21 protein-coding genes are annotated in these 17,627 nt (G+C 50.0%); 13 read left to right on the top strand and 8 right to left on the bottom strand.

Annotation, left to right across the window (positions count from 1 at the left end):
- The first annotated feature begins 76 nt into the window (after positions 1 to 76).
- Positions 77 to 1,192, top strand: a complete 1,116-nt coding sequence (gene lptF, locus ACM67B_RS08305; protein ID WP_416189216.1) for an LPS export ABC transporter permease LptF — start codon at positions 77 to 79, stop codon at positions 1,190 to 1,192.
- Positions 1,189 to 2,259 carry an LPS export ABC transporter permease LptG gene (gene lptG / locus ACM67B_RS08300; protein ID WP_416189215.1) on the top strand — a complete coding sequence of 357 codons (1,071 nt, stop codon included), beginning with the start codon at positions 1,189 to 1,191 and terminating at the stop codon, positions 2,257 to 2,259. The genes lptF and lptG overlap by 4 nt, the downstream gene beginning before the upstream one ends.
- Positions 2,260 to 2,323: 64 nt before the next feature.
- Here lptG and ACM67B_RS08295 read toward each other — a convergent pair whose 3' ends face one another.
- From ACM67B_RS08295 to ACM67B_RS08285, 3 genes are all read right to left on the bottom strand, one after another.
- Complete coding sequence (locus ACM67B_RS08295; protein WP_416189214.1) at positions 2,324 to 2,491, bottom strand: hypothetical protein; 168 nt, start codon at positions 2,489 to 2,491, stop codon at positions 2,324 to 2,326.
- Between the two features lie 73 nt (positions 2,492 to 2,564).
- Complete coding sequence (gene recX / locus ACM67B_RS08290) at positions 2,565 to 2,990, bottom strand: recombination regulator RecX (protein ID WP_416190550.1); 426 nt, start codon at positions 2,988 to 2,990, stop codon at positions 2,565 to 2,567.
- Positions 2,991 to 3,103: 113 nt separating this feature from the next.
- On the bottom strand, positions 3,104 to 3,823 hold the full coding sequence (locus ACM67B_RS08285) for a phosphoglycolate phosphatase (protein WP_416189213.1): 720 nt from the start codon (positions 3,821 to 3,823) through the stop codon (positions 3,104 to 3,106).
- Positions 3,824 to 4,205: 382 nt separating this feature from the next.
- Here ACM67B_RS08285 and ACM67B_RS08280 point away from each other — a divergent pair, with 382 nt between their 5' ends.
- Entirely contained in the window at positions 4,206 to 5,468 is a 1,263-nt protein-coding gene (locus ACM67B_RS08280; protein WP_416189212.1) for a Glu/Leu/Phe/Val family dehydrogenase, read from the top strand.
- Between the two features lie 212 nt (positions 5,469 to 5,680).
- On the opposite strand, the gene ACM67B_RS08275 is transcribed toward ACM67B_RS08280, so the two are convergent.
- Positions 5,681 to 6,901 carry an aspartate kinase gene (locus ACM67B_RS08275; protein ID WP_416189211.1) on the bottom strand — a complete coding sequence of 407 codons (1,221 nt, stop codon included), beginning with the start codon at positions 6,899 to 6,901 and terminating at the stop codon, positions 5,681 to 5,683.
- Positions 6,902 to 6,908: 7 nt separating this feature from the next.
- Between ACM67B_RS08275 and ACM67B_RS08270 the strand changes: the two genes are divergently transcribed.
- Positions 6,909 to 7,169, top strand: a complete 261-nt coding sequence (locus tag ACM67B_RS08270; RefSeq protein WP_416189210.1) for a hypothetical protein — start codon at positions 6,909 to 6,911, stop codon at positions 7,167 to 7,169.
- On the opposite strand, the gene ACM67B_RS08265 is transcribed toward ACM67B_RS08270, so the two are convergent.
- From ACM67B_RS08265 to rph, 3 genes are all read right to left on the bottom strand, one after another.
- The gene (locus ACM67B_RS08265) at positions 7,158 to 7,718 is read right to left on the bottom strand and encodes an AAA family ATPase (protein ID WP_416189209.1); all 561 of its coding nucleotides are present in this window, start codon (positions 7,716 to 7,718) and stop codon (positions 7,158 to 7,160) included. The genes ACM67B_RS08270 and ACM67B_RS08265 overlap by 12 nt on opposite strands.
- Positions 7,667 to 8,353 carry a nicotinamide riboside transporter PnuC gene (pnuC, locus tag ACM67B_RS08260; RefSeq protein WP_416189208.1) on the bottom strand — a complete coding sequence of 229 codons (687 nt, stop codon included), beginning with the start codon at positions 8,351 to 8,353 and terminating at the stop codon, positions 7,667 to 7,669. The genes ACM67B_RS08265 and pnuC overlap by 52 nt, the downstream gene beginning before the upstream one ends.
- Before the next feature lie 64 nt (positions 8,354 to 8,417).
- Positions 8,418 to 9,143 (bottom strand): ribonuclease PH, encoded by a 726-nt coding sequence (gene rph, locus ACM67B_RS08255; protein WP_416189207.1) that lies wholly within the window; start codon positions 9,141 to 9,143, stop codon positions 8,418 to 8,420.
- Positions 9,144 to 9,268: 125 nt separating this feature from the next.
- Here rph and ACM67B_RS08250 point away from each other — a divergent pair, with 125 nt between their 5' ends.
- Positions 9,269 to 10,141: a YicC/YloC family endoribonuclease gene (locus tag ACM67B_RS08250; protein ID WP_416189206.1), complete on the top strand. Its 873-nt coding sequence runs from the start codon at positions 9,269 to 9,271 to the stop codon at positions 10,139 to 10,141.
- Positions 10,142 to 10,610: 469 nt separating this feature from the next.
- Positions 10,611 to 11,993 carry an argininosuccinate lyase gene (gene argH / locus ACM67B_RS08245; protein WP_416189205.1) on the top strand — a complete coding sequence of 461 codons (1,383 nt, stop codon included), beginning with the start codon at positions 10,611 to 10,613 and terminating at the stop codon, positions 11,991 to 11,993.
- Between the two features lie 79 nt (positions 11,994 to 12,072).
- Here the strand turns inward: argH and ACM67B_RS08240 are convergent, their stop codons facing one another.
- Positions 12,073 to 13,119, bottom strand: coding sequence for an NAD(P)H-dependent flavin oxidoreductase (locus tag ACM67B_RS08240; RefSeq protein ID WP_416189204.1), 1,047 nt, complete (start codon positions 13,117 to 13,119; stop codon positions 12,073 to 12,075).
- A gap of 149 nt (positions 13,120 to 13,268) precedes the next feature.
- Here ACM67B_RS08240 and ACM67B_RS08235 point away from each other — a divergent pair, with 149 nt between their 5' ends.
- From ACM67B_RS08235 to ACM67B_RS08205, 7 genes are all read left to right on the top strand, one after another.
- Positions 13,269 to 13,793: a gamma carbonic anhydrase family protein gene (locus ACM67B_RS08235; RefSeq protein ID WP_416189203.1), complete on the top strand. Its 525-nt coding sequence runs from the start codon at positions 13,269 to 13,271 to the stop codon at positions 13,791 to 13,793.
- 54 nt (positions 13,794 to 13,847) lie between these two features.
- Positions 13,848 to 14,450: a Maf family protein gene (locus ACM67B_RS08230; protein WP_416189202.1), complete on the top strand. Its 603-nt coding sequence runs from the start codon at positions 13,848 to 13,850 to the stop codon at positions 14,448 to 14,450.
- Positions 14,451 to 14,572: 122 nt separating this feature from the next.
- On the top strand, positions 14,573 to 15,352 hold the full coding sequence (gene rsmA / locus ACM67B_RS08225; RefSeq protein WP_416189201.1) for a 16S rRNA (adenine(1518)-N(6)/adenine(1519)-N(6))-dimethyltransferase RsmA: 780 nt from the start codon (positions 14,573 to 14,575) through the stop codon (positions 15,350 to 15,352).
- A 14-nt stretch (positions 15,353 to 15,366) separates the two neighbouring features.
- A complete protein-coding gene (locus tag ACM67B_RS08220; protein WP_095503638.1) occupies positions 15,367 to 15,936 on the top strand; it encodes a GTP pyrophosphokinase in 570 nt (189 codons plus the stop codon).
- A gap of 30 nt (positions 15,937 to 15,966) precedes the next feature.
- Positions 15,967 to 16,695: an amino acid ABC transporter ATP-binding protein gene (locus ACM67B_RS08215; protein ID WP_095503639.1), complete on the top strand. Its 729-nt coding sequence runs from the start codon at positions 15,967 to 15,969 to the stop codon at positions 16,693 to 16,695.
- Between the two features lie 67 nt (positions 16,696 to 16,762).
- Positions 16,763 to 17,122, top strand: coding sequence for a hypothetical protein (locus ACM67B_RS08210; protein WP_095503640.1), 360 nt, complete (start codon positions 16,763 to 16,765; stop codon positions 17,120 to 17,122).
- 3 nt (positions 17,123 to 17,125) lie between these two features.
- Positions 17,126 to 17,578: a protein YgfX gene (locus ACM67B_RS08205; protein WP_416189200.1), complete on the top strand. Its 453-nt coding sequence runs from the start codon at positions 17,126 to 17,128 to the stop codon at positions 17,576 to 17,578.
- Positions 17,579 to 17,627: the final 49 nt, after the last annotated feature.

Here is a 17,627-nt window from a genome sequence, read left to right as displayed (position 1 = left end):
TTCAGACGGCCTGCGAAAAAAGACAGCGAGAACCTGCCAACCGGCTTTGTGCCGCCCAGCTTGAAATAGCAATCATATGATTTATCAAAGAAATTTTATTAAAGAATTGTCCTTTACCGCGGTCGGCATTTTTGTGGTGCTGCTGGCGGTATTGGTGTCGACACAGGCGATTAACCTGCTCGGGCGCGCCGCCGACGGACGGGTCGCGATCGATGCCGTGTTGGCCTTAGTTGGCTTCTGGGTCATTGGTATGACGCCGTTGCTGCTGGTGTTGACGGCGTTTATCAGCACCTTGACGGTGTTGACCCGTTATTGGCGCGACAGTGAAATGTCGGTGTGGCTCTCCAGCGGTTTGGCCTTGAAGCAATGGATTAAACCGGTGATGCAGTTTGCCGTGCCGTTTGCCGTGTTGATTGCCGTGATGCAGCTTTGGGTGATGCCATGGGCGGAATTGCGTAGCCGCGAATATGCCGAAATTTTGAAGCAGAAACAAGAGCTTTCTTTGGTCGAGGCGGGTGAGTTCAATGCTTTGGGTAAACGCAACAACCGCGTGTATTTTGTGGAAACTTTCGACACTGATTCGGGCGTGATGAAAAACCTGTTTTTGCGCGAACAAGACGACAAAGGCAACGATAATATCGTGTTCGCCAAAGAAGGCAATTTCGCGCTGACCGACAACAAACGCACATTAGAGCTGCGCAACGGCTACCGCTACAGCGGCACGCCGGGGCAGGCCGATTACAATCAGGTGTCGTTTGAAAAGCTGAGCCTGATTATCAGCACCACGCCGAAAATCGTTGATCCGGTTTCCCATCGCCGCACCATTCCGACCACGCAATTGATCGGTAGCAACAATCCGCAGCACCAAGCCGAACTCATGTGGCGCGTGTCTTTGCCGATTAGCGTGTTGTTGCTGACCATGCTGGCAGTTCCGCTGTCGTATTTCAATCCGCGCACCGGTCATACTTATAATATCTTGATTGCCATCGGTTTATTTCTGATTTATCAAAACGGCCTGACCTTTTTGCGCAACGCGGTGGAAGACGGCAAAATCCATTTCTTCATCGGCCTGATTCCGATGCACGTGTTGATGTTTGCCATTGCCGTGGTGTTGCTGCGTGTGCGCAGTATGCCGGCGCAACCGTTTTGGCAAGCCGTGGCGAAAAGCTTGAGTTTGAAAGGCGGAAAATGAATCTGATTTCACGTTATATTATCCGCCAAATGGCCGTGATGGCTTTGTATGCCTTGCTGGCGTTTTTGGCTTTGTACAGCTTTTTTGAAGTGATTGATGAAGTCGGCAACCTTGGAAAAGGCGGCTATGACGGCGCGACAATGGCGCAATATGTGCTGATGCAGATGCCGGCGCAAGCCTATGAATTGATGCCGTTGGCGGTGTTAATTGGCGGCTTGATTTCCTTGAGCCAATTGGCGGCGGGCAGTGAATTGACGGTGATGAAAGCCAGCGGCTTGAGCACCAAAAAGCTGCTGATTATCTTGGCGCAATTTGGTTTGATTTTTGCTTTGGCTACTATGGCGTTAGGCGAATGGGTCGCACCGAAACTCAGCCAACGTGCAGAAAACCTGAAAGCGACGGCCATCAACGGCAAGCTCACTGCCGGCGATACCGGTTTATGGCTGAAAGAGAAAAACAACATCATCAACGTTCGCGAAATGTTGCCGGATAAAACTTTGCTGGGTGTTAAAGTGTGGCAGCACAACGAGCAATATGAATTGGCACAAGCAGGTGAGGCCGAATCGGCGGTATTGAATGCCGATGGCAGCTGGCAGTTGAAAAACGTGCGCCACAGCGTGATCCACGATGACCGCATTGAAATCAAAACCGCAGCTGAGCAACGCTGGGAAACCGCGCTCAACAGCAAATTACTGGATGTATTGCTGGTCGACCCCGATCAGATGTCGGTGTCGGAACTTACCACCTATATTGAGCATTTGAAAGACAACCAACAGCAAACACAAGCTTATTCCATCGCATGGTGGCGTAAAGTGATGTATCCGATTGCTGCTTTGGTGATGGCTCTGGTGGCCTATGCCTTTACCCCACAAACCACACGCCACGGCAACATGGGCTTGAAGCTGTTCGGCGGTATTTGCTTAGGTTTGGCTTTCCATTTTGCCGGCCGTTTGTTTGGCTTTACCAGTCAGCTGTATGGTGTGCCGCCGTTTTTGGCTGGTGCGTTGCCGACCATTATCTTTGCTGTTTGGGCGGTTTACCTGATTCGCAAACAGGAAAAACGCTAAATATTCAATCGAAAGGCCGTCTGAAACTTTATACTTCAGACGGCCTTGTTATATGTAAACGTTTTTAACTCAACCAAAATTTAAACACGAAGTACAATACGGCAATCACCACAATCGCCCACACGATGCTCATGAAAATCACCACGGCGCGGCCGGCTTTGTAAACGGGGTTGTTGCGTTCGTCTTCAATGGAAGGTTTGTGTGTACTTGGGGAAGGGGTTTTATCGGTCATTATGCAAACTCTTGCTTGAAAGATCATAGGCTGAAGCGTACGCCGTTTGATAAAAAGATTCAAGCGAAATGAATCAATAAAAGTCATCATCTTCTACCCAATCGCTTTTTAAAGCCGCTTGAATCGTGCCCATGTCGAAACCACGGTAAGCGAGAAAGCGCACCTGCTTTTGTTTCTCTTTCAAATCACGGCTGGGCTGCTTGAATTTTTTGCGTAAAACCTGAATCGCGGTTTGCAATTCGCTTTCTTTATCCGGCATAAATTCGCGGCTGATATCGGCATCAATGCCTTGCTGCGCCAAAGCCTGCTGCAAGCGCAATTTGCCGTGTTGGCGGCTTTTGCTGTGGATGTAGGCTTCGGCGTAGCGTTCGTCGGATTGCCAATTGCGCTCAGCAAATTCGTCCAACACTTTTTCCAATTCTTCTTCGCTTTCGGCATGCGGCGCGAGCTTGCGCTTGAGGCCGACACGGCTGATTTCTTGGCGCGATAAAATATCCATCGCCCGAGCACGCAAGGATTTTTGCGGTTTACTCGGGCGTTTGGGTTGGTCATCATCCGTGTCGCCGAAGTGGATAAAGTCGTCGCTTTCGGATTGGTACATTTCAGACGGCCTTATGCTTCATCGTCGTCTTTGGTTTTTTGCGGTTGCAGGTTTTCATAGATTTCCGGTAGCGAGCCAATCAGCCAATCGGGTTTGGTGGCTTTGTCTTGTGACAACAAAGTCATGTCGCCATAGCCGAAGGTGACACCCACGCTGAAGCAGCCGGCGGCTTTGGCAGCGAGAATGTCGTTGTGTGAGTCGCCGACCATCATCATGTTGGCAATATCGATGCCCAATACTTCGGCGCAATGTTGTAAAGGCAGCGGGCTGGGTTTCTTTTCCGGTAGACTGTCGCCGCCGAGAATCAGGCTGAAATTATCGGCGATGCCCAATTGTTTCAATAATTCAACGGCCAAGATTTCGGTTTTGTTGGTGATGACGGCCAAGGGGATGCCCAAGGTTTTTAAGAGACCCAAACCGGCTTCGGTTTCGGGATAAAGACGTGTGAAATCGCTCAAATGGTCGCGGTAATATTGCATGTAAAACACGAAACCTTTTTCCCAAATTTCGGGTTCGGCATCGGTTTCACGTTCGCGCGTGATGACACGATGTACCAGACGGCCGATGCCGTCACCGATGTAGCTTTCAATTTCCGAATCGGGTAGCGCGTCCATGCCCAAATAAGTGCGCATGGCGTTGCCGGCGGCAATCAAATCGGGCGCAGAGTGGCATAGCGTGCCGTCTAAATCAAAGGCTACAGCTTGAACGTGTTCGATGGTGGGTGTGGTCATCAGCTTCTCCAAGGTTTATATTCGGTAAAGTGATTTTACCTGAAATAGGCCGTCTGAAAAGGGGCAGGGGCATTTTTAAGGGGATTTATCGCTGGGCTGGCAGGCTTTTATTTCGATATAAAGTAAAAAAATTTTTACGGGAAAACGGTGTTTTGAATATTCACATGGCCTGCGTTTTGATAAGGAATGTTTAAAATTCAATCAAATACAATCCTAAAAAATATTTATTGAAAATTTATTTTGGTTTTATTACTTCAATAATGTTGACAAAGTAGATTTACTACATTGATTTTAAAATATTTTATTTATTAAAGGCGCCAAAACTTGATATAGTGGTAGGCATCACACTCGTCTTAACGAACCCTTGTGAAAGGACTTACTGATGTCGAATGCTGCAAAAGAAACACTGAATCCTTTTGAAATTGCTCAAAAACAAGTTAAAGCTGCGTGCGACCGTTTGAATACGGATCCGGCAGTGTATGAGATTTTGAAAAACCCGTTGCGCGTATTGGAAGTGACCTTTCCGGTAAAATTGGATAACGGTACGGTGAAAACCTTTACCGGCTACCGCTCGCAACACAACAATGCTGTCGGTCCTTACAAAGGTGGCATCCGCTTCCATCCACACGTCAACATGGATGAAGTAAAAGCCTTATCCACTTGGATGACGTTTAAATGCTGCGTGGCCGGTTTGCCTTATGGTGGCGGCAAAGGCGGCATCACGCTTGATCCGAAAGATTATTCTGAAGCTGAATTAGAGCGCATTGCTCGTGGCTATGCCAACGCCATTGCGCCGCTGATTGGCGAAAAAATCGATATTCCGGCACCGGATGTGAACACCAATGGCAAAGTGATGTCGTGGATGGTGGATGAATACGAAAGCATTGTGAAACATTCCGCTCCGGGCGTGTTTACCGGCAAACCGGTTGATTTTGGCGGCTCGCTGGCGCGTAATGAAGCCACCGGCTACGGCGTGAATTTTGCTGCTGTTCAAGCCTTGGAAAAAATCGGCAAAGACGTAAAAGGCGCGACTTACGCGATTCAAGGTTTTGGCAATGTCGGCTACCATACCGGTTTGTACGCGCATGAAGCCGGTGCGAAAGTGGTGGCGATTTCCACTGTGGACGTGGCCATCTACAATGAAAACGGCATCGACATGGATGCGGTATTGAAAGAATACCAAACCAACGGTTTCATCACCAATGAAGCAGGCTACGGCAAGGAAATCACCAATGCCGAATTGCTGGCTTTGGATGTGGACGTGTTGGCACCGTGTGCGCTGGAAAACCAAATCACCTCTGAAAATGCCAGTGATGTGAAAGCCAAAATCGTGGTGGAAGGCGCCAACGGCCCGACCACACCGGAAGCGGACGAAATTTTGCAGGCCAACGGCGTATTGGTGGTGCCAGATATTCTGGCCAACTGCGGCGGTGTGGTGGTGTCGTATTTCGAGTGGGTGCAAAACCTGCAAGGCTATTACTGGGAATTTAACGAAGTGCAGCAAAAGCAAACCGTGGTGTTGCGTCGTGCGTTCCAAGACATTTGGAACTTGGCGCAGGAATACAGCGTTGATTTGCGCACCGCTTCGTATATGATGAGTATCCGCCGCATCGAAAAAGCGATGAAGGCGCGCGGTTGGTATTAATGCAGTAGGGTTGTAAATAGGCCGTCTGAAAAGTGAATGCTTTCAGACGGCCTTAGTATTTTTTTAAGCGAGAATATTTTTTAGAAGCTTGTAATTTAAGCTTTGCATAGGTTATGTTTGATTCATTTAGCCAATAGAAAACTGACGATTCAAACAAAAGGCCGTCTGAAAACTAATTTTTCAGACGGCCTATCTTATTTCATCAGAAAAAATTATTTTTCCAATTCAAAAGCTTTGTGCAAAACACGGGTGGCCAGTTCCATGTATTTTTCGTCAATCAATACGGAAACTTTGATTTCAGAAGTCGAAATCATTTGGATGTTGATGCTTTCTTCAGCCAAAGTGCGGAAGATTTTCGCCGCCACGCCGACGTGTGAGCGCATGCCCATGCCCACTACGGAAACTTTGCATACGGTGTCGTCGCCATCGATATCCGCTGCGCCGATGCTGTCCTTCAAGTTGTTCAATAGGCTCAGTGTGGCTTTGTAATCGCCGCGCGGAACGGTAAACGAGAAGTCGGTGGTGCCCTCCGAGCCGACATTTTGGATAATCATGTCAACTTCAATATTGGCATCGGCTACCGCGCCCAAGATTTGGTAGGCCACGCCCGGTTTGTCAGGTACACCACGCACGTTAATGCGGGCTTGGTTTTTATCGGTGGCGATACCGGTTACGGCAGCTCTTTCCATGTTGTCGTCCTCTTCAAAGGTAATTAAGGTGCCGTTGCCGCCATCTTGCAGGCTGCTCAATACGCGCAGGCGTACTTTGTATTTTCCGGCGAATTCTACGGAGCGGATTTGCAAAACTTTCGAACCCAAGCTGGCTAGTTCCAACATTTCTTCAAAAGTAATGGTATCCAAGCGGCGCGCTTCAGGCACCACGCGTGGGTCGGTGGTGTACACGCCGTCTACATCGGTATAGATTTGGCATTCGTCCGCTTTCAGAGCAGCAGCCAGCGCAACGGCAGAAGTATCCGAGCCGCCGCGGCCTAAAGTGGAGATGTCGCCTTCGCTGCTGATGCCTTGGAAACCGGCCACGATCACCACGCGGCCGGCATCTAAGTCGGCACGCATTTTGGCGTCGTCAATGCTCTCGATGCGGGCTTTGGTGTGGGCAGTGTCGGTTTTCAAAGCGACTTGCCAGCCGGTGTAGCTCTTGGCATCCACGCCGATGTTTTTCAAGGCCATGGCCAGCAAACCGATGGTGACTTGTTCGCCGGTGGACAATACGACGTCTAACTCGCGTGGGTCGGGCGTGTCTTGCATTTCGTGTGCCAAGGCAACCAAGCGGTTGGTTTCACCGCTCATGGCCGATACCACGACAACAACGTCATGACCTTCGGCGCGGGCTTTGGCAACACGGTTGGCTACGTTTTTAATGCGTTCGGCGGAACCGACTGAGGTGCCGCCGTATTTTTGTACGATTAACGCCATTTTTTTCGTGCTTTCTTTGGGAGGTGAGGCAGCGGTTTGTTGCTGCGTTGGTGAGAAAAGTTTGGTTATTATTACTATTTTTTACATAAAATTCAAGGTTGCAGCCCGATTAATTCAGTTTTATAGCCTAACTCTTTGGGAAATGGGGCAGTTTCGTGACATTGTTGACAATATTGCCACTTGTTTTCGTGTGAATGATGGCCTTTATAAATGGAAAGGCCGTCTGGAACATGATGTTCAGACGGCTTTGAATGGTTTATTTGATTAAAGCGTGTTCAATCAGATTGACGGCTTGTTGCAAACGCTGTTCATGCGAACCACTCAAAAGCGTAAACGAAATATGATTGCGTTTAAGAAAGTTTTGGAACAAAGCCAATACTTTTTCACGCTCTTGCGGTTTGTCGCGCAAATCGTCGGCTACCCATGGCACATCAATATCGGTCAGTAAAACAGTGTCGTAATGTGAGGCTAAGGTAGCTGCTTCCAAATCGGGTGGGCATTCGCCAAAATAAAGATAGGCATATACCACCAACTCCCACAGGCAGGTGTCGCAAATCAGCACGTCACGCGCAGTTTGTGCCAGCCGGTTTTCAGATTCCATCTGCCCTTGCGCAATAGGCAGCAAATCTTCCCAGCGGCAGATTTGCTGGGATTCGTCCCACAAAACCTGGCAGTAGTCACGCATGTATTCCGGCACCCAATGGGTTTGGAAATGCGTTGCTAAGGCTTGCGATAAAGTGGTTTTGCCTGTCGATTCCGGCCCGATTACGGCAACACGGTGGAGGGGTGGGTTTGTTTGGCTGAGATTTTTTTCCATGAGGCATATCCGCTGATGGCAATGAGGGTGAACACGATATATTGGAAGGCGCTGAAGGTCAGCCCTTTATAAAAATAAAGCGGCACCGATACGGCATCGGCAATGACCCATAAAATCCAGTGGGCGATTTTGCCTTCCGCCATCAGCCACATGGCCACCAGAAACAGCGCGGTGGTGAAGATATCGGTGTAATCCAGCCATGTGAAATGGGCAAATCCCGCGCTGACACCCTGCCAAGAAAAACCATTATTAATGTAAGGTTTGAACCAGTAAACCAAGCTGACAAACAGCATGCTGAAGAGGCTCAAAGCCATGCAGGCCAACCAGTCTTTGCGTACAAAAGGAGTGATGCGGAAGGTTTTATCTGCCTGCTGCCGTTTCGACCAGTTTATCCAACCATACACGCTTAAAACCGTGTAATAAGCATTAATCAGCATATCGCCAAAAAGAGCATAAACCCACAACAGCCACACGAAGCCGGCAGTGCTGACAATGCCGACGGGAAAGCCCCACACGCTGCCATTGCGGATCAGCCACACGCTGGCCATACCGAAGATTACGGCGACCAGCTCCAATGCCACCAGTTCGGCAGCGATACCTTGGTATTGCGCAAAAAGTGAGTGAAAAATATCCATTGATTTGTAAGAAATATATAAAAGAGGCCGTCTGAAACAGTTTCAGACGGCTTTGTTATCTGAATTAAGCCTGTAAAGCAGCTTGCTGGTGTTGCACCAATTCGGCAATGCCTTTTTGGCCTAAGGCAATCAGTTTGCCCAATTCATCAAGCGTAAACGGTGCGCCTTCCGCTGTGCCTTGGATTTCGATGATTTTGCCTGAAGCGGTCATCACGATATTCACGTCACTGTCGCAGCCGGAGTCTTCGGGGTAATCCAAATCCAACAACGGTACACCAGCCACCACGCCCACAGATACGGCGGCAACGGCTTCGATAATTGGCGTTTCGGCAATCAGGCCGTCTGAAAGCAACTTGTTTGCCGCCATTTGCAAAGCCACAAATGCGCCGGTAATCGAAGCGGTGCGCGTGCCGCCGTCGGCTTGAATCACGTCGCAATCGATTAAGATTTGACGCTCGCCCAGTTTTTTCATGTCCACCACGGCACGCAGCGAGCGGCCAATTAAACGCTGAATTTCTTGCGTGCGGCCGGATTGTTTGCCGGCAGCAGCTTCACGGCGCATACGAGAAGCGGTGGAAGCCGGCAACATGCCGTATTCCGCCGTCACCCAGCCTTGTTCTTTACCGCGTAGAAACGGCGGCACGTTTTCATCAATCGATGCGGTGCAGATCACTTTGGTGTTGCCGCATTCAATAAGTACCGAGCCGTCGGCGTGCGGCAGAAAATTCGGTGTGATGCGGATATCGCGCAGGCTGTCGGCGGCGCGGTTGGTGCGGATAGGGTGGCTCATAAAACATTCCTTAATAAAAATATAGCGCGATTATAGCAGCTTCTTTCAGACGGCCTATTATCTGCTGGTCTGCTATGGTATATTGAAAACACTTTCACTCGTAATGTAGAAACGGAGTAAAAACCATGACCATTCGCAGTATGACCGGCTTTGCCAACGCCGCCGGTGAGTGCGGCAGCAAACGCATTAATTTGGAAATCCGCGCAGTAAACCACCGCTATTTGGACGTGCAATTCCGCATGCCTGATGATTTACGCCATCTGGAAGGTGCCTTGCGCGAGCAGATTGCAGCCGAAGCCGTGCGCGGTAAATTAGAATGCCGCATTCAAATTCAAGACATCACACAAGGTGCGCAAGGCTTAGAAGTGAATCAGGACTTGGTAGCGCAACTGGCCGGCTTAAATGAGAAATGGCGCGATGAGTTTGATGGTTTGGGCAAGTTGACCGTGGCGGATATTTTGAAATTTCCAGGTGTGTTGGCCAGCCAAAGCGAAGACCCGGAAGCGTTTGCGCAAACTGTGCAGGATTTGTTGAAACAGGCTTTGAAAGACTTCGCTGCTGCCCGCAAGCGCGAAGGTAAGAAACTGGCCGATCATCTGCTTGACCGCTTGGAAAAAATGGAAGGTATTGTTGATGCATTGAGCGAATTGTTCCCAAGCCTGTTGGAAGCACATATGGAAAAAGTGCGCACACGCTTGGCCGAAGCCGTGGCAAACATCGATAACGACCGCCTGCAGCAAGAGTTTGCTCTGTTTATTCAAAAATCCGATGTTGATGAAGAATTCAGCCGCTTGCGTACCCACATCGACGAAGTACGCCGCATTGTGACCGAAAGCAAAGGCAGTGTCGGCAAACGCTTGGATTTTTTGATGCAAGAACTCAACCGCGAAGCCAATACTTTGGGCAGCAAAGCCATCGCTGCTGAAAGCACACAAGCGTCGGTGGAGCTGAAGGTATTAATCGAGCAAATGCGCGAGCAGGTACAAAACATCGAATAGGGTTTCAAGCAGGTTCTGTTAAGATTAAAAGCCGTCTGAAGTATTCAGGCGGCTTTTTAGTATAGTGTCTGAGTGATTTAACTGCCAAACCATGTAGATGGGGGGTATGTGTAGAAAGAAAAACGGATATTGATGAGAAGATATTGAAGCGTTTCTGCTTACAGTGTCAGTATCCTTATGAAAGCCAAAGCCAAGCATTTTTCAAATTTTATCGGATAATTTGCTGTCGGAGTACGGCTTTGGGTTTACAGTGTCGGCGAGTAGGCCGTCAGAGTTTAAAAGATGCCATTCAAGCAGCAGGAATGGTACAGCCGCTGTATTGTACTTATCCGGCGTTGTAAAAGTCCGGGATATTTTTTGAGGTAATTGACGTATAATGGCGCATGTAAAAGTTTAGCCATTTTTGTTTTTATGATGTTAACCTGATTTTGATGGTTAACTTTTTGTTTGATATCTGAGGAACAGCATAATGAGTAATGATAAAACCTGGTCGGGCCGTTTTAACGAGCCGGTATCCGAATTAGTGAAAAAATACACCGGTTCGATCGACTTCGATAAGCGTCTGGCCAAGTGGGATATTCAAGGCTCTTTGGCACACGCGCAAATGCTGCAGCAAAGCGGGGTATTGAGTGCCGATGATTTATCCGCCATCCAACAAGGTATGGCCGAGATTATAGCAGAAATCGAAGCCGGAAAAGTGGAATGGTCGCTGGATTTGGAAGATGTGCACATGAACATCGAGCGCCGTCTGACCGACAAAATCGGCGATGCCGGCAAACGCTTGCACACCGGCCGCAGCCGCAACGACCAAGTCGCCACCGATATCCGCTTGTGGTTGCGCGACCAAATCACCGACATCCAAACCCTGATTCAAGACCTTCAGGCGGCCTTGGTGGAGTTGGCCGAAGCCAATGCCGAAGTGGTGATGCCCGGTTTTACCCATTTGCAGGTTGCCCAGCCGGTGAGCTTTGGTCATCATATGCTGGCTTATGTTGAAATGCTCGGCCGCGACTTCGAGCGCATGGCCGACTGTCGCAAACGCGTCAACCGCATGCCTTTGGGTGCGGCAGCCTTGGCTGGTACCACTTATCCGATTCAGCGCGAAATCACTGCCGAATTGTTGGGTTTTGAACAAATCTGCCAAAACTCGCTCGATGCCGTGTCCGACCGCGATTTTGCCATCGAATTTACCGCCGCTGCTTCTTTGGTGATGATTCACTTGAGCCGCTTGAGCGAAGAATTAATTTTGTGGATGAGCCCGCGTTTTGGTTTTATCGACATTGCCGACCGCTTCTGCACCGGCTCAAGCATTATGCCGCAGAAGAAAAACCCTGATGTGCCGGAGCTGGTGCGCGGTAAGTCTGGTCGCGTGATTGGCCATCTGATGGGCTTGATTATGCTGATGAAATCGCAACCGTTGGCGTACAACAAAGACAATCAGGAAGATAAAGAGCCGTTGTTTGACACGGTTGATACCTTAATTGACACCTTGCGTATTTACGCCGACATGATGCGCGGCGTGACCGTGAAACCGGAAAACATGCGCGCTGCCGTGATGCAGGGTTTTGCCACCGCCACCGATTTGGCCGACTATTTGGTGAAAAAAGGCATGCCGTTTCGCGATTCGCATGAAGTGGTGGCACAAGCTGTGCGTCATGCCGATGACAAAGGCGTGGATTTGAGCGACTTGCCGCTGGACGTGTTGCAAGGCTTTTCTGATTTGGTGGCCGAAGATGTGTACGAAGTGCTCACACCGGAAGGCAGCTTGAATGCCCGCAACCACTTGGGCGGCACTGCGCCGGAACAAGTGCGTTTCCAAGCAGCGCGTTGGAAAAAAATGTTGGCTGAATAAGCTGATTAATTAAAATAGGCCGTCTGAAAATATGTTGTTTTCAGACGGCCTATTTCATATTCAAAAATAATTTTTAAAATTATGCCGTAAATCCACCGGCAATTTCCGCAATAATTTCTGCCGCGCTGCCGCTGCGGGCAAGCGGTGCGTTTTGTCCTGCCCACAAAGGCGAAAAGTTATCGCTGCCTTGTTTTTCAGCGGCGCTGCGTAATGGTGCCGATGCGCTTTGGGCGAGTGGGAATGGTGGTGCGTCGGGGTGAATGCAGCCGTTTTCACGCATAAAGCGGTTGACGATGCCGCGCGCCAAGCCGCCGGAGAACAGATTGGTTAAAGCGGTGGTTTCTGCACGTGGGCTTTGCAAGGCGGCGCGGTGCAGGGTGCTGGTGCCGGCTTCGTCGGCCAACAATAAAGCTGTGCCGATTTGAATGCCGTCTGCGCCTAGTGTCTGCGCCACACGGGCGGTAGCTGCATTGCTGATACCGCCGGCCGCAATCACCGGTACATCGACTGCCGCACGGATTTGCGGCAGCAGCGCAAAAGTGCCGACTTGTTCATACACCTTGCTGCGGAACATGGAGCGGTGGCCGCCCGCTTCCAAGCCTTGGGCAATCACCGCATCAGCGCCGTTTTGCACCAGCCAGCGCGCTTCGTCAACCGTGGTGGCGGAAGCCAAGATTTTCGCGCCGCTTTGTTTTACTTGTTGAAGCAAATCCGCTTGAGGTAAGCCGAAATGAAAGCTGACAACCGGCGGCTTGAGTTCGGCAATAATGTCTGCCTGTGCCGCGCCGAAAGGCTGCCGTCCGCCGCCTTGTGCAATATCATCGGTATTGATACCGAGTTCGCGATAATAAGGCGCCAGTGTGTTAAGCCATTGCTGCATCTTGTCGGCATCGGCTTCAGGCTGGCGGTGGGCAAAAAAGTTGACGTTAAACGGCGCATCGGTGGCAGCGCGGATGGCTAAGATTTCGGCATGCAGTTGCTCGGGTGAGAGCATGGCGGCGGGCAGTGAACCGAGCGCACCGGCACGGCAGGCAGCGATGGTGAGACGGCTGTTTTGCATGCCGGCCATCGGCGCTTGAATCACGGGCAAACGGCAGCCGAGCAGTTGGGTCAGGCGGTTAGACATGGGTTTTCCTTTGTAGAATGGCGTGGCTTTGTTGAACTGAAAGAATAGTTTACCCATAATTAGGCCGTCTGAAAATAAGTGCAATCATGTTCAGACGGCATTGATTATGTTATAAATCCCTTTCCAATATTGACTAAAAAGAGTGCGCCATGCCGATTCGCCCTTACACACACCACACCCCCGATATTCACGAAACATGTTTTATTGACGACACCGCCGTGGTCATCGGCCAAGTCAGCATGGCCGAGCAGGTCAACGTTTGGCCGCTGGTGGCCATGCGCGGCGATGTGAACCACATCCGCATCGGTGCGCGTACCAATATTCAAGACGGCAGCGTGTTGCATGTCACCGGCGCGCGCCCGCAAAAGCCGGAAGGTTCGCCCTTAATCATCGGCGAAGACGTGACCATCGGCCACAAAGTGATTCTGCACGGCTGCACCATCGGCAACCGCGTATTGGTCGGCATGGGTGCGATTGTGTTGGACGACGCGGTGATTGACGATGAAGTGATGGTCGGTGCGGGCAGTGTGGTGCCGCCGGGAAAGCATCTGCAAAGCGGTTTTCTGTATCTCGGCTCACCCGTCAAACAAGCGCGTGCGTTGACGGATGAGGAAAAAGCGTTTTTAAAACAATCGGCTGTGAATTATATTAATCTTGCTGAAGAATATAAATAAGTTTCAGACGGCCTGTCTTGAGGCCGTCTGAAAACCCAATAAAGCGATCACATTATGAACCACATTTATCTCGCGTCCGGCAGCCCGCGCCGCCGTGAAATTTTAGAAAACTTAGGTTATGCCGTGCAGCGGTTGCCTGCCGAAATCGACGAAATGCCGTATCCGCAAGAAAAGGCCGCCGATTATGTGCAACGCTTGGCGCGTGAGAAAAATGCCGCTGCTGTGGCGCAATGGCAGGCGGCGCATACCGAGCCGCCCGAGTTTCCGATTCTCACCGCCGACACCACCGTCGCTTATCAAAATCAAATTTTGGGCAAACCGGAAAACGAAGTCCATGCAGCGGAAATGTTGGCGCAATTATCCGCCACCACGCATCAGGTTTATACCGCCGTCAGCGTGTATTGGCAGGGCGAAACGCGCACGCTGTTGCAGCAGAGCGATGTCACCTTCAAAACCATGAGCGCGGCAGAAATCGCAGCGTATATTGCCAGCGGCGAGCCGATGGATAAGGCCGGTGCGTATGGCATTCAAGGTTTGGGCGGTGTGTTTGTCGCGCATTTGCAGGGTAGTTTTACTGGTGTGATGGGTTTGCCGGTATTTGAAACGGTTGAACTTTTGGCGCAATTTGGTTTGGCTGTGCCACCGTTTGAAAAATAACAAAATAGGCCGTCTGAACGCATGGCAAAAAAATATGCCGTTTTCAGACGGCCTTTTCTCAATCGGCGGATATTTTCAGTTACAATACGTCCTTGAAAAAATCCCCCGAATAAAGACGCCGTATGAAAGAACACAAAGCCCGCAAACGCTTTGGGCAAAACTTTTTGCAAGACACGCGCATCATCAGCGATATTGTCAACGCCGTGCGCCCCGAAGCCGATGATATTGTTATCGAAATCGGTCCGGGTTTGGCCGCAATTACCGAGCCGTTGGCGAAAAAACTCAACCGACTGCACGTTTGCGAAATCGACCGTGATATTGTCAAGCGATTGAAAACGCTGCCGTTTGCCGATAAATTGGTGATACACGAAGGCGATGTGCTGCAATTTGATTTCAACAGCATTGCGGGCAAAAAGAAAATCGTCGGCAACCTGCCTTATAATATTTCCACGCCGCTGCTGTTTAAATTGGCCGCAGTGGCCGATGACGTGATTGATATGCATTTTATGTTGCAAAAAGAAGTGGTCGAACGCATGGTGGCCGAGCCGAAAACCAACGACTACGGCCGCTTGGGCGTGATGCTGCAATACTTTTTTGAGATGGAATCGCTAATTGACGTGCCGCCAGAGTCGTTCGACCCCGCGCCGAAAGTCGATTCCGCCGTGGTGCGCATGATTCCGTCGAAACACCGCATCGGCAAAGCTGATGATTTCGAGCATTTTGCCAAACTGGTCAAGCTCGCTTTCCATCAGCGCCGCAAAACCATCCGCAATAATTTGAAAGAATTGGCCGACGATGCCGATTTAGAAGCCGTGGGCATCAGCCCGCAAGATCGCGCCGAACACATCGCGCCGGAAAAATATGTCGCCTTGAGCAATTATTTGGTGAATAAGGCCGTCTGAACAGAAGGGCATTCATGGAAACCAATCTGCGTAAAACCGAGCGGTTAATCCGCGAAATTAACCGCATTCATGCGCAATATTCGCAGGATTATTTCGAAAGCGGCAAAGTGGCCAAAATTAATTTGAGCCACACGTTGCGTAAAGTACCGACCGAGCATATTTTGTCTTACCGCCTGAATCTGCACGAAGCGATTAACGATTATCTGGCTTTTGCCGATACGCGCGGTATCGACTTTTTTTACCGCGTGAAAACCGCCGAAAGCATACACCATAAAATCGAGCGTTATCTGGCGCGCGACAACCAGTATCCGGTCAACAATATCCTCAACGATATTTTCGGCGCACGCCTGATTTGGCCGTCTGAAACCGTGGCTGAGATTTTGGAAAAGCTGGATGATTGGAAAGCGGAATATGGTTTGAAAAACTGGTATTTGCGCGATATTGACGGCTACATCGGCGTGCATATTTATTTTAAAAACAGCAGCAATTTCTATTATCCTTGGGAATTGCAGATTTGGGATGAAAAAGACGCCCAAGCCAATATTGAAAACCACATGGCGTATAAACGCGATTTTGTGCGCTAAACGGTCAAGCAGGCCGTCTGAAAGTAAAATATGATTAAATTCAAAAATGTACACAAACATTTCAAAGATTTGCACGTTATCAATGGTGTGAATCTGGAAGTCAAACAAGGCGAAGTGGTGGTGGTTTGCGGCCCGTCGGGCAGCGGCAAATCGACCTTAATCCGCACCGTCAACCAGCTGGAAAGCATTGAAAGCGGCGAAATCTGGGTCGATGGCGTGAATGTGGCCGATCCGAAAACCAATCTCAATAAAGTGCGTGAAGAAGTGGGCTTTGTGTTCCAAAGTTTCAATCTGTATCCGCATTTGAGCGTGTTGGAAAACATTGTGTTGTCGCCGATGAAAGTGAAAGGGCAGAGCCGCGCCCAAGCCGAAGCCAAGGCAATGGAATTGCTGGAGCGCGTCGGTTTGGCGCACAAAAAAGATGCCTTGCCGAGCCAATTGTCCGGCGGTCAGCAGCAGCGTGTGGCAATTGCCCGCGGTTTGGCGATGGAGCCGCGTGTGATGCTGTTTGACGAACCGACTTCGGCGCTGGATCCGGAAATGGTCGGCGAAGTGTTGCGGGTGATGAAAGACTTGGCGATGAGCGGCATGACCATGATGTGTGTGACGCACGAGATGGGTTTTGCCCGCGAAGTGGCCGACCGTGTGATTTTTGTCGATCACGGCCAAATCATCGAAGAAGCCACGCCGGAAGAATTTTTCACTAATCCGAAACACGAGCGCGCCAAGCAGTTTTTACAGCAGGTGATGACGCATTAATCAATGTGCAAGGCCGTCTGAACAGTATTCAGACGGCATGAAAGACAATAGCAATCAAAGGATAGTCATGTATTTTGTTGACCGCACCGCCGTGGTGTTAAAACCGACCGCACGTTTTTTGGAATGGCTGAAATCGGCCGATGAAAATATGCCTGATTTGACGGTAGAGCAAATCCGCACCAATTGCTCGGTGTTTTTGGTGCCGGAATTTGATGAGCCGGAAGCGGTGATTTCGTATTTTGACGAGCGTTATCAGCAGATTTTTGAAGCAGAAATCGCCGGTTGGGACGTGGATAAAGCCAAATGGCCGCAAGACATGAGCTTGAAAGCGTTTTGGGAATTTTTTGAAATTGAAATCCACGATATGGTTTTGGACATGGAAGATGCCGATTTAAATGTCAGCCCTGTGTTCGACAACATGATGTAAGCCATGCGCGCATTTCAGATGGCCTTGAAGCCTTCCCGCAGCCTGAAAATCATGGTGTTGGTTTTGCACTTGGCGGCAGCGGTGATGTGTGCGGCGTGGTTTTATGGTGTGATGTTTTGGCTGGGTTTGCTCGGTTTGGCGGTGAGTTTGGCTTACGCTTGGTATCACGCCGATTTGAAAGGTAATCAGGCAGTAAAGCAGATTGCGGTAAACCGTTTGCAGCAGGCCGCTATTTTCGTCAGCCGCGAGCAGACGGCTTTTGAAGCGGTATTGGGCGGCGCATCGTTGGTGACACGTCATGTGCTGTTTTTGCAATGGCACACCGGCAGCCGCACTATTTGGCAATTGGTGTTGCCCGATATGTTGGATAAAGAAACCCACCGCCGTTTGCGTGTATGGGCTCGTTGGTGTCAGGCGGAGCAAACGCCGTCTGAGCAAAAAATAGATGTGCATTGAATATCATAAGGTGCTGGTCTGTTTCAGACGGCCTTGAATAATAAATACC

This window comes from Neisseria sp. CCUG17229, from assembly GCF_047839235.1.
GTDB lineage: Bacteria > Pseudomonadota > Gammaproteobacteria > Burkholderiales > Neisseriaceae > Neisseria > Neisseria brasiliensis.
Note: the sequence above shows the minus strand (reverse complement) of the source record. Positions and strands in the feature narration are given on the sequence as shown.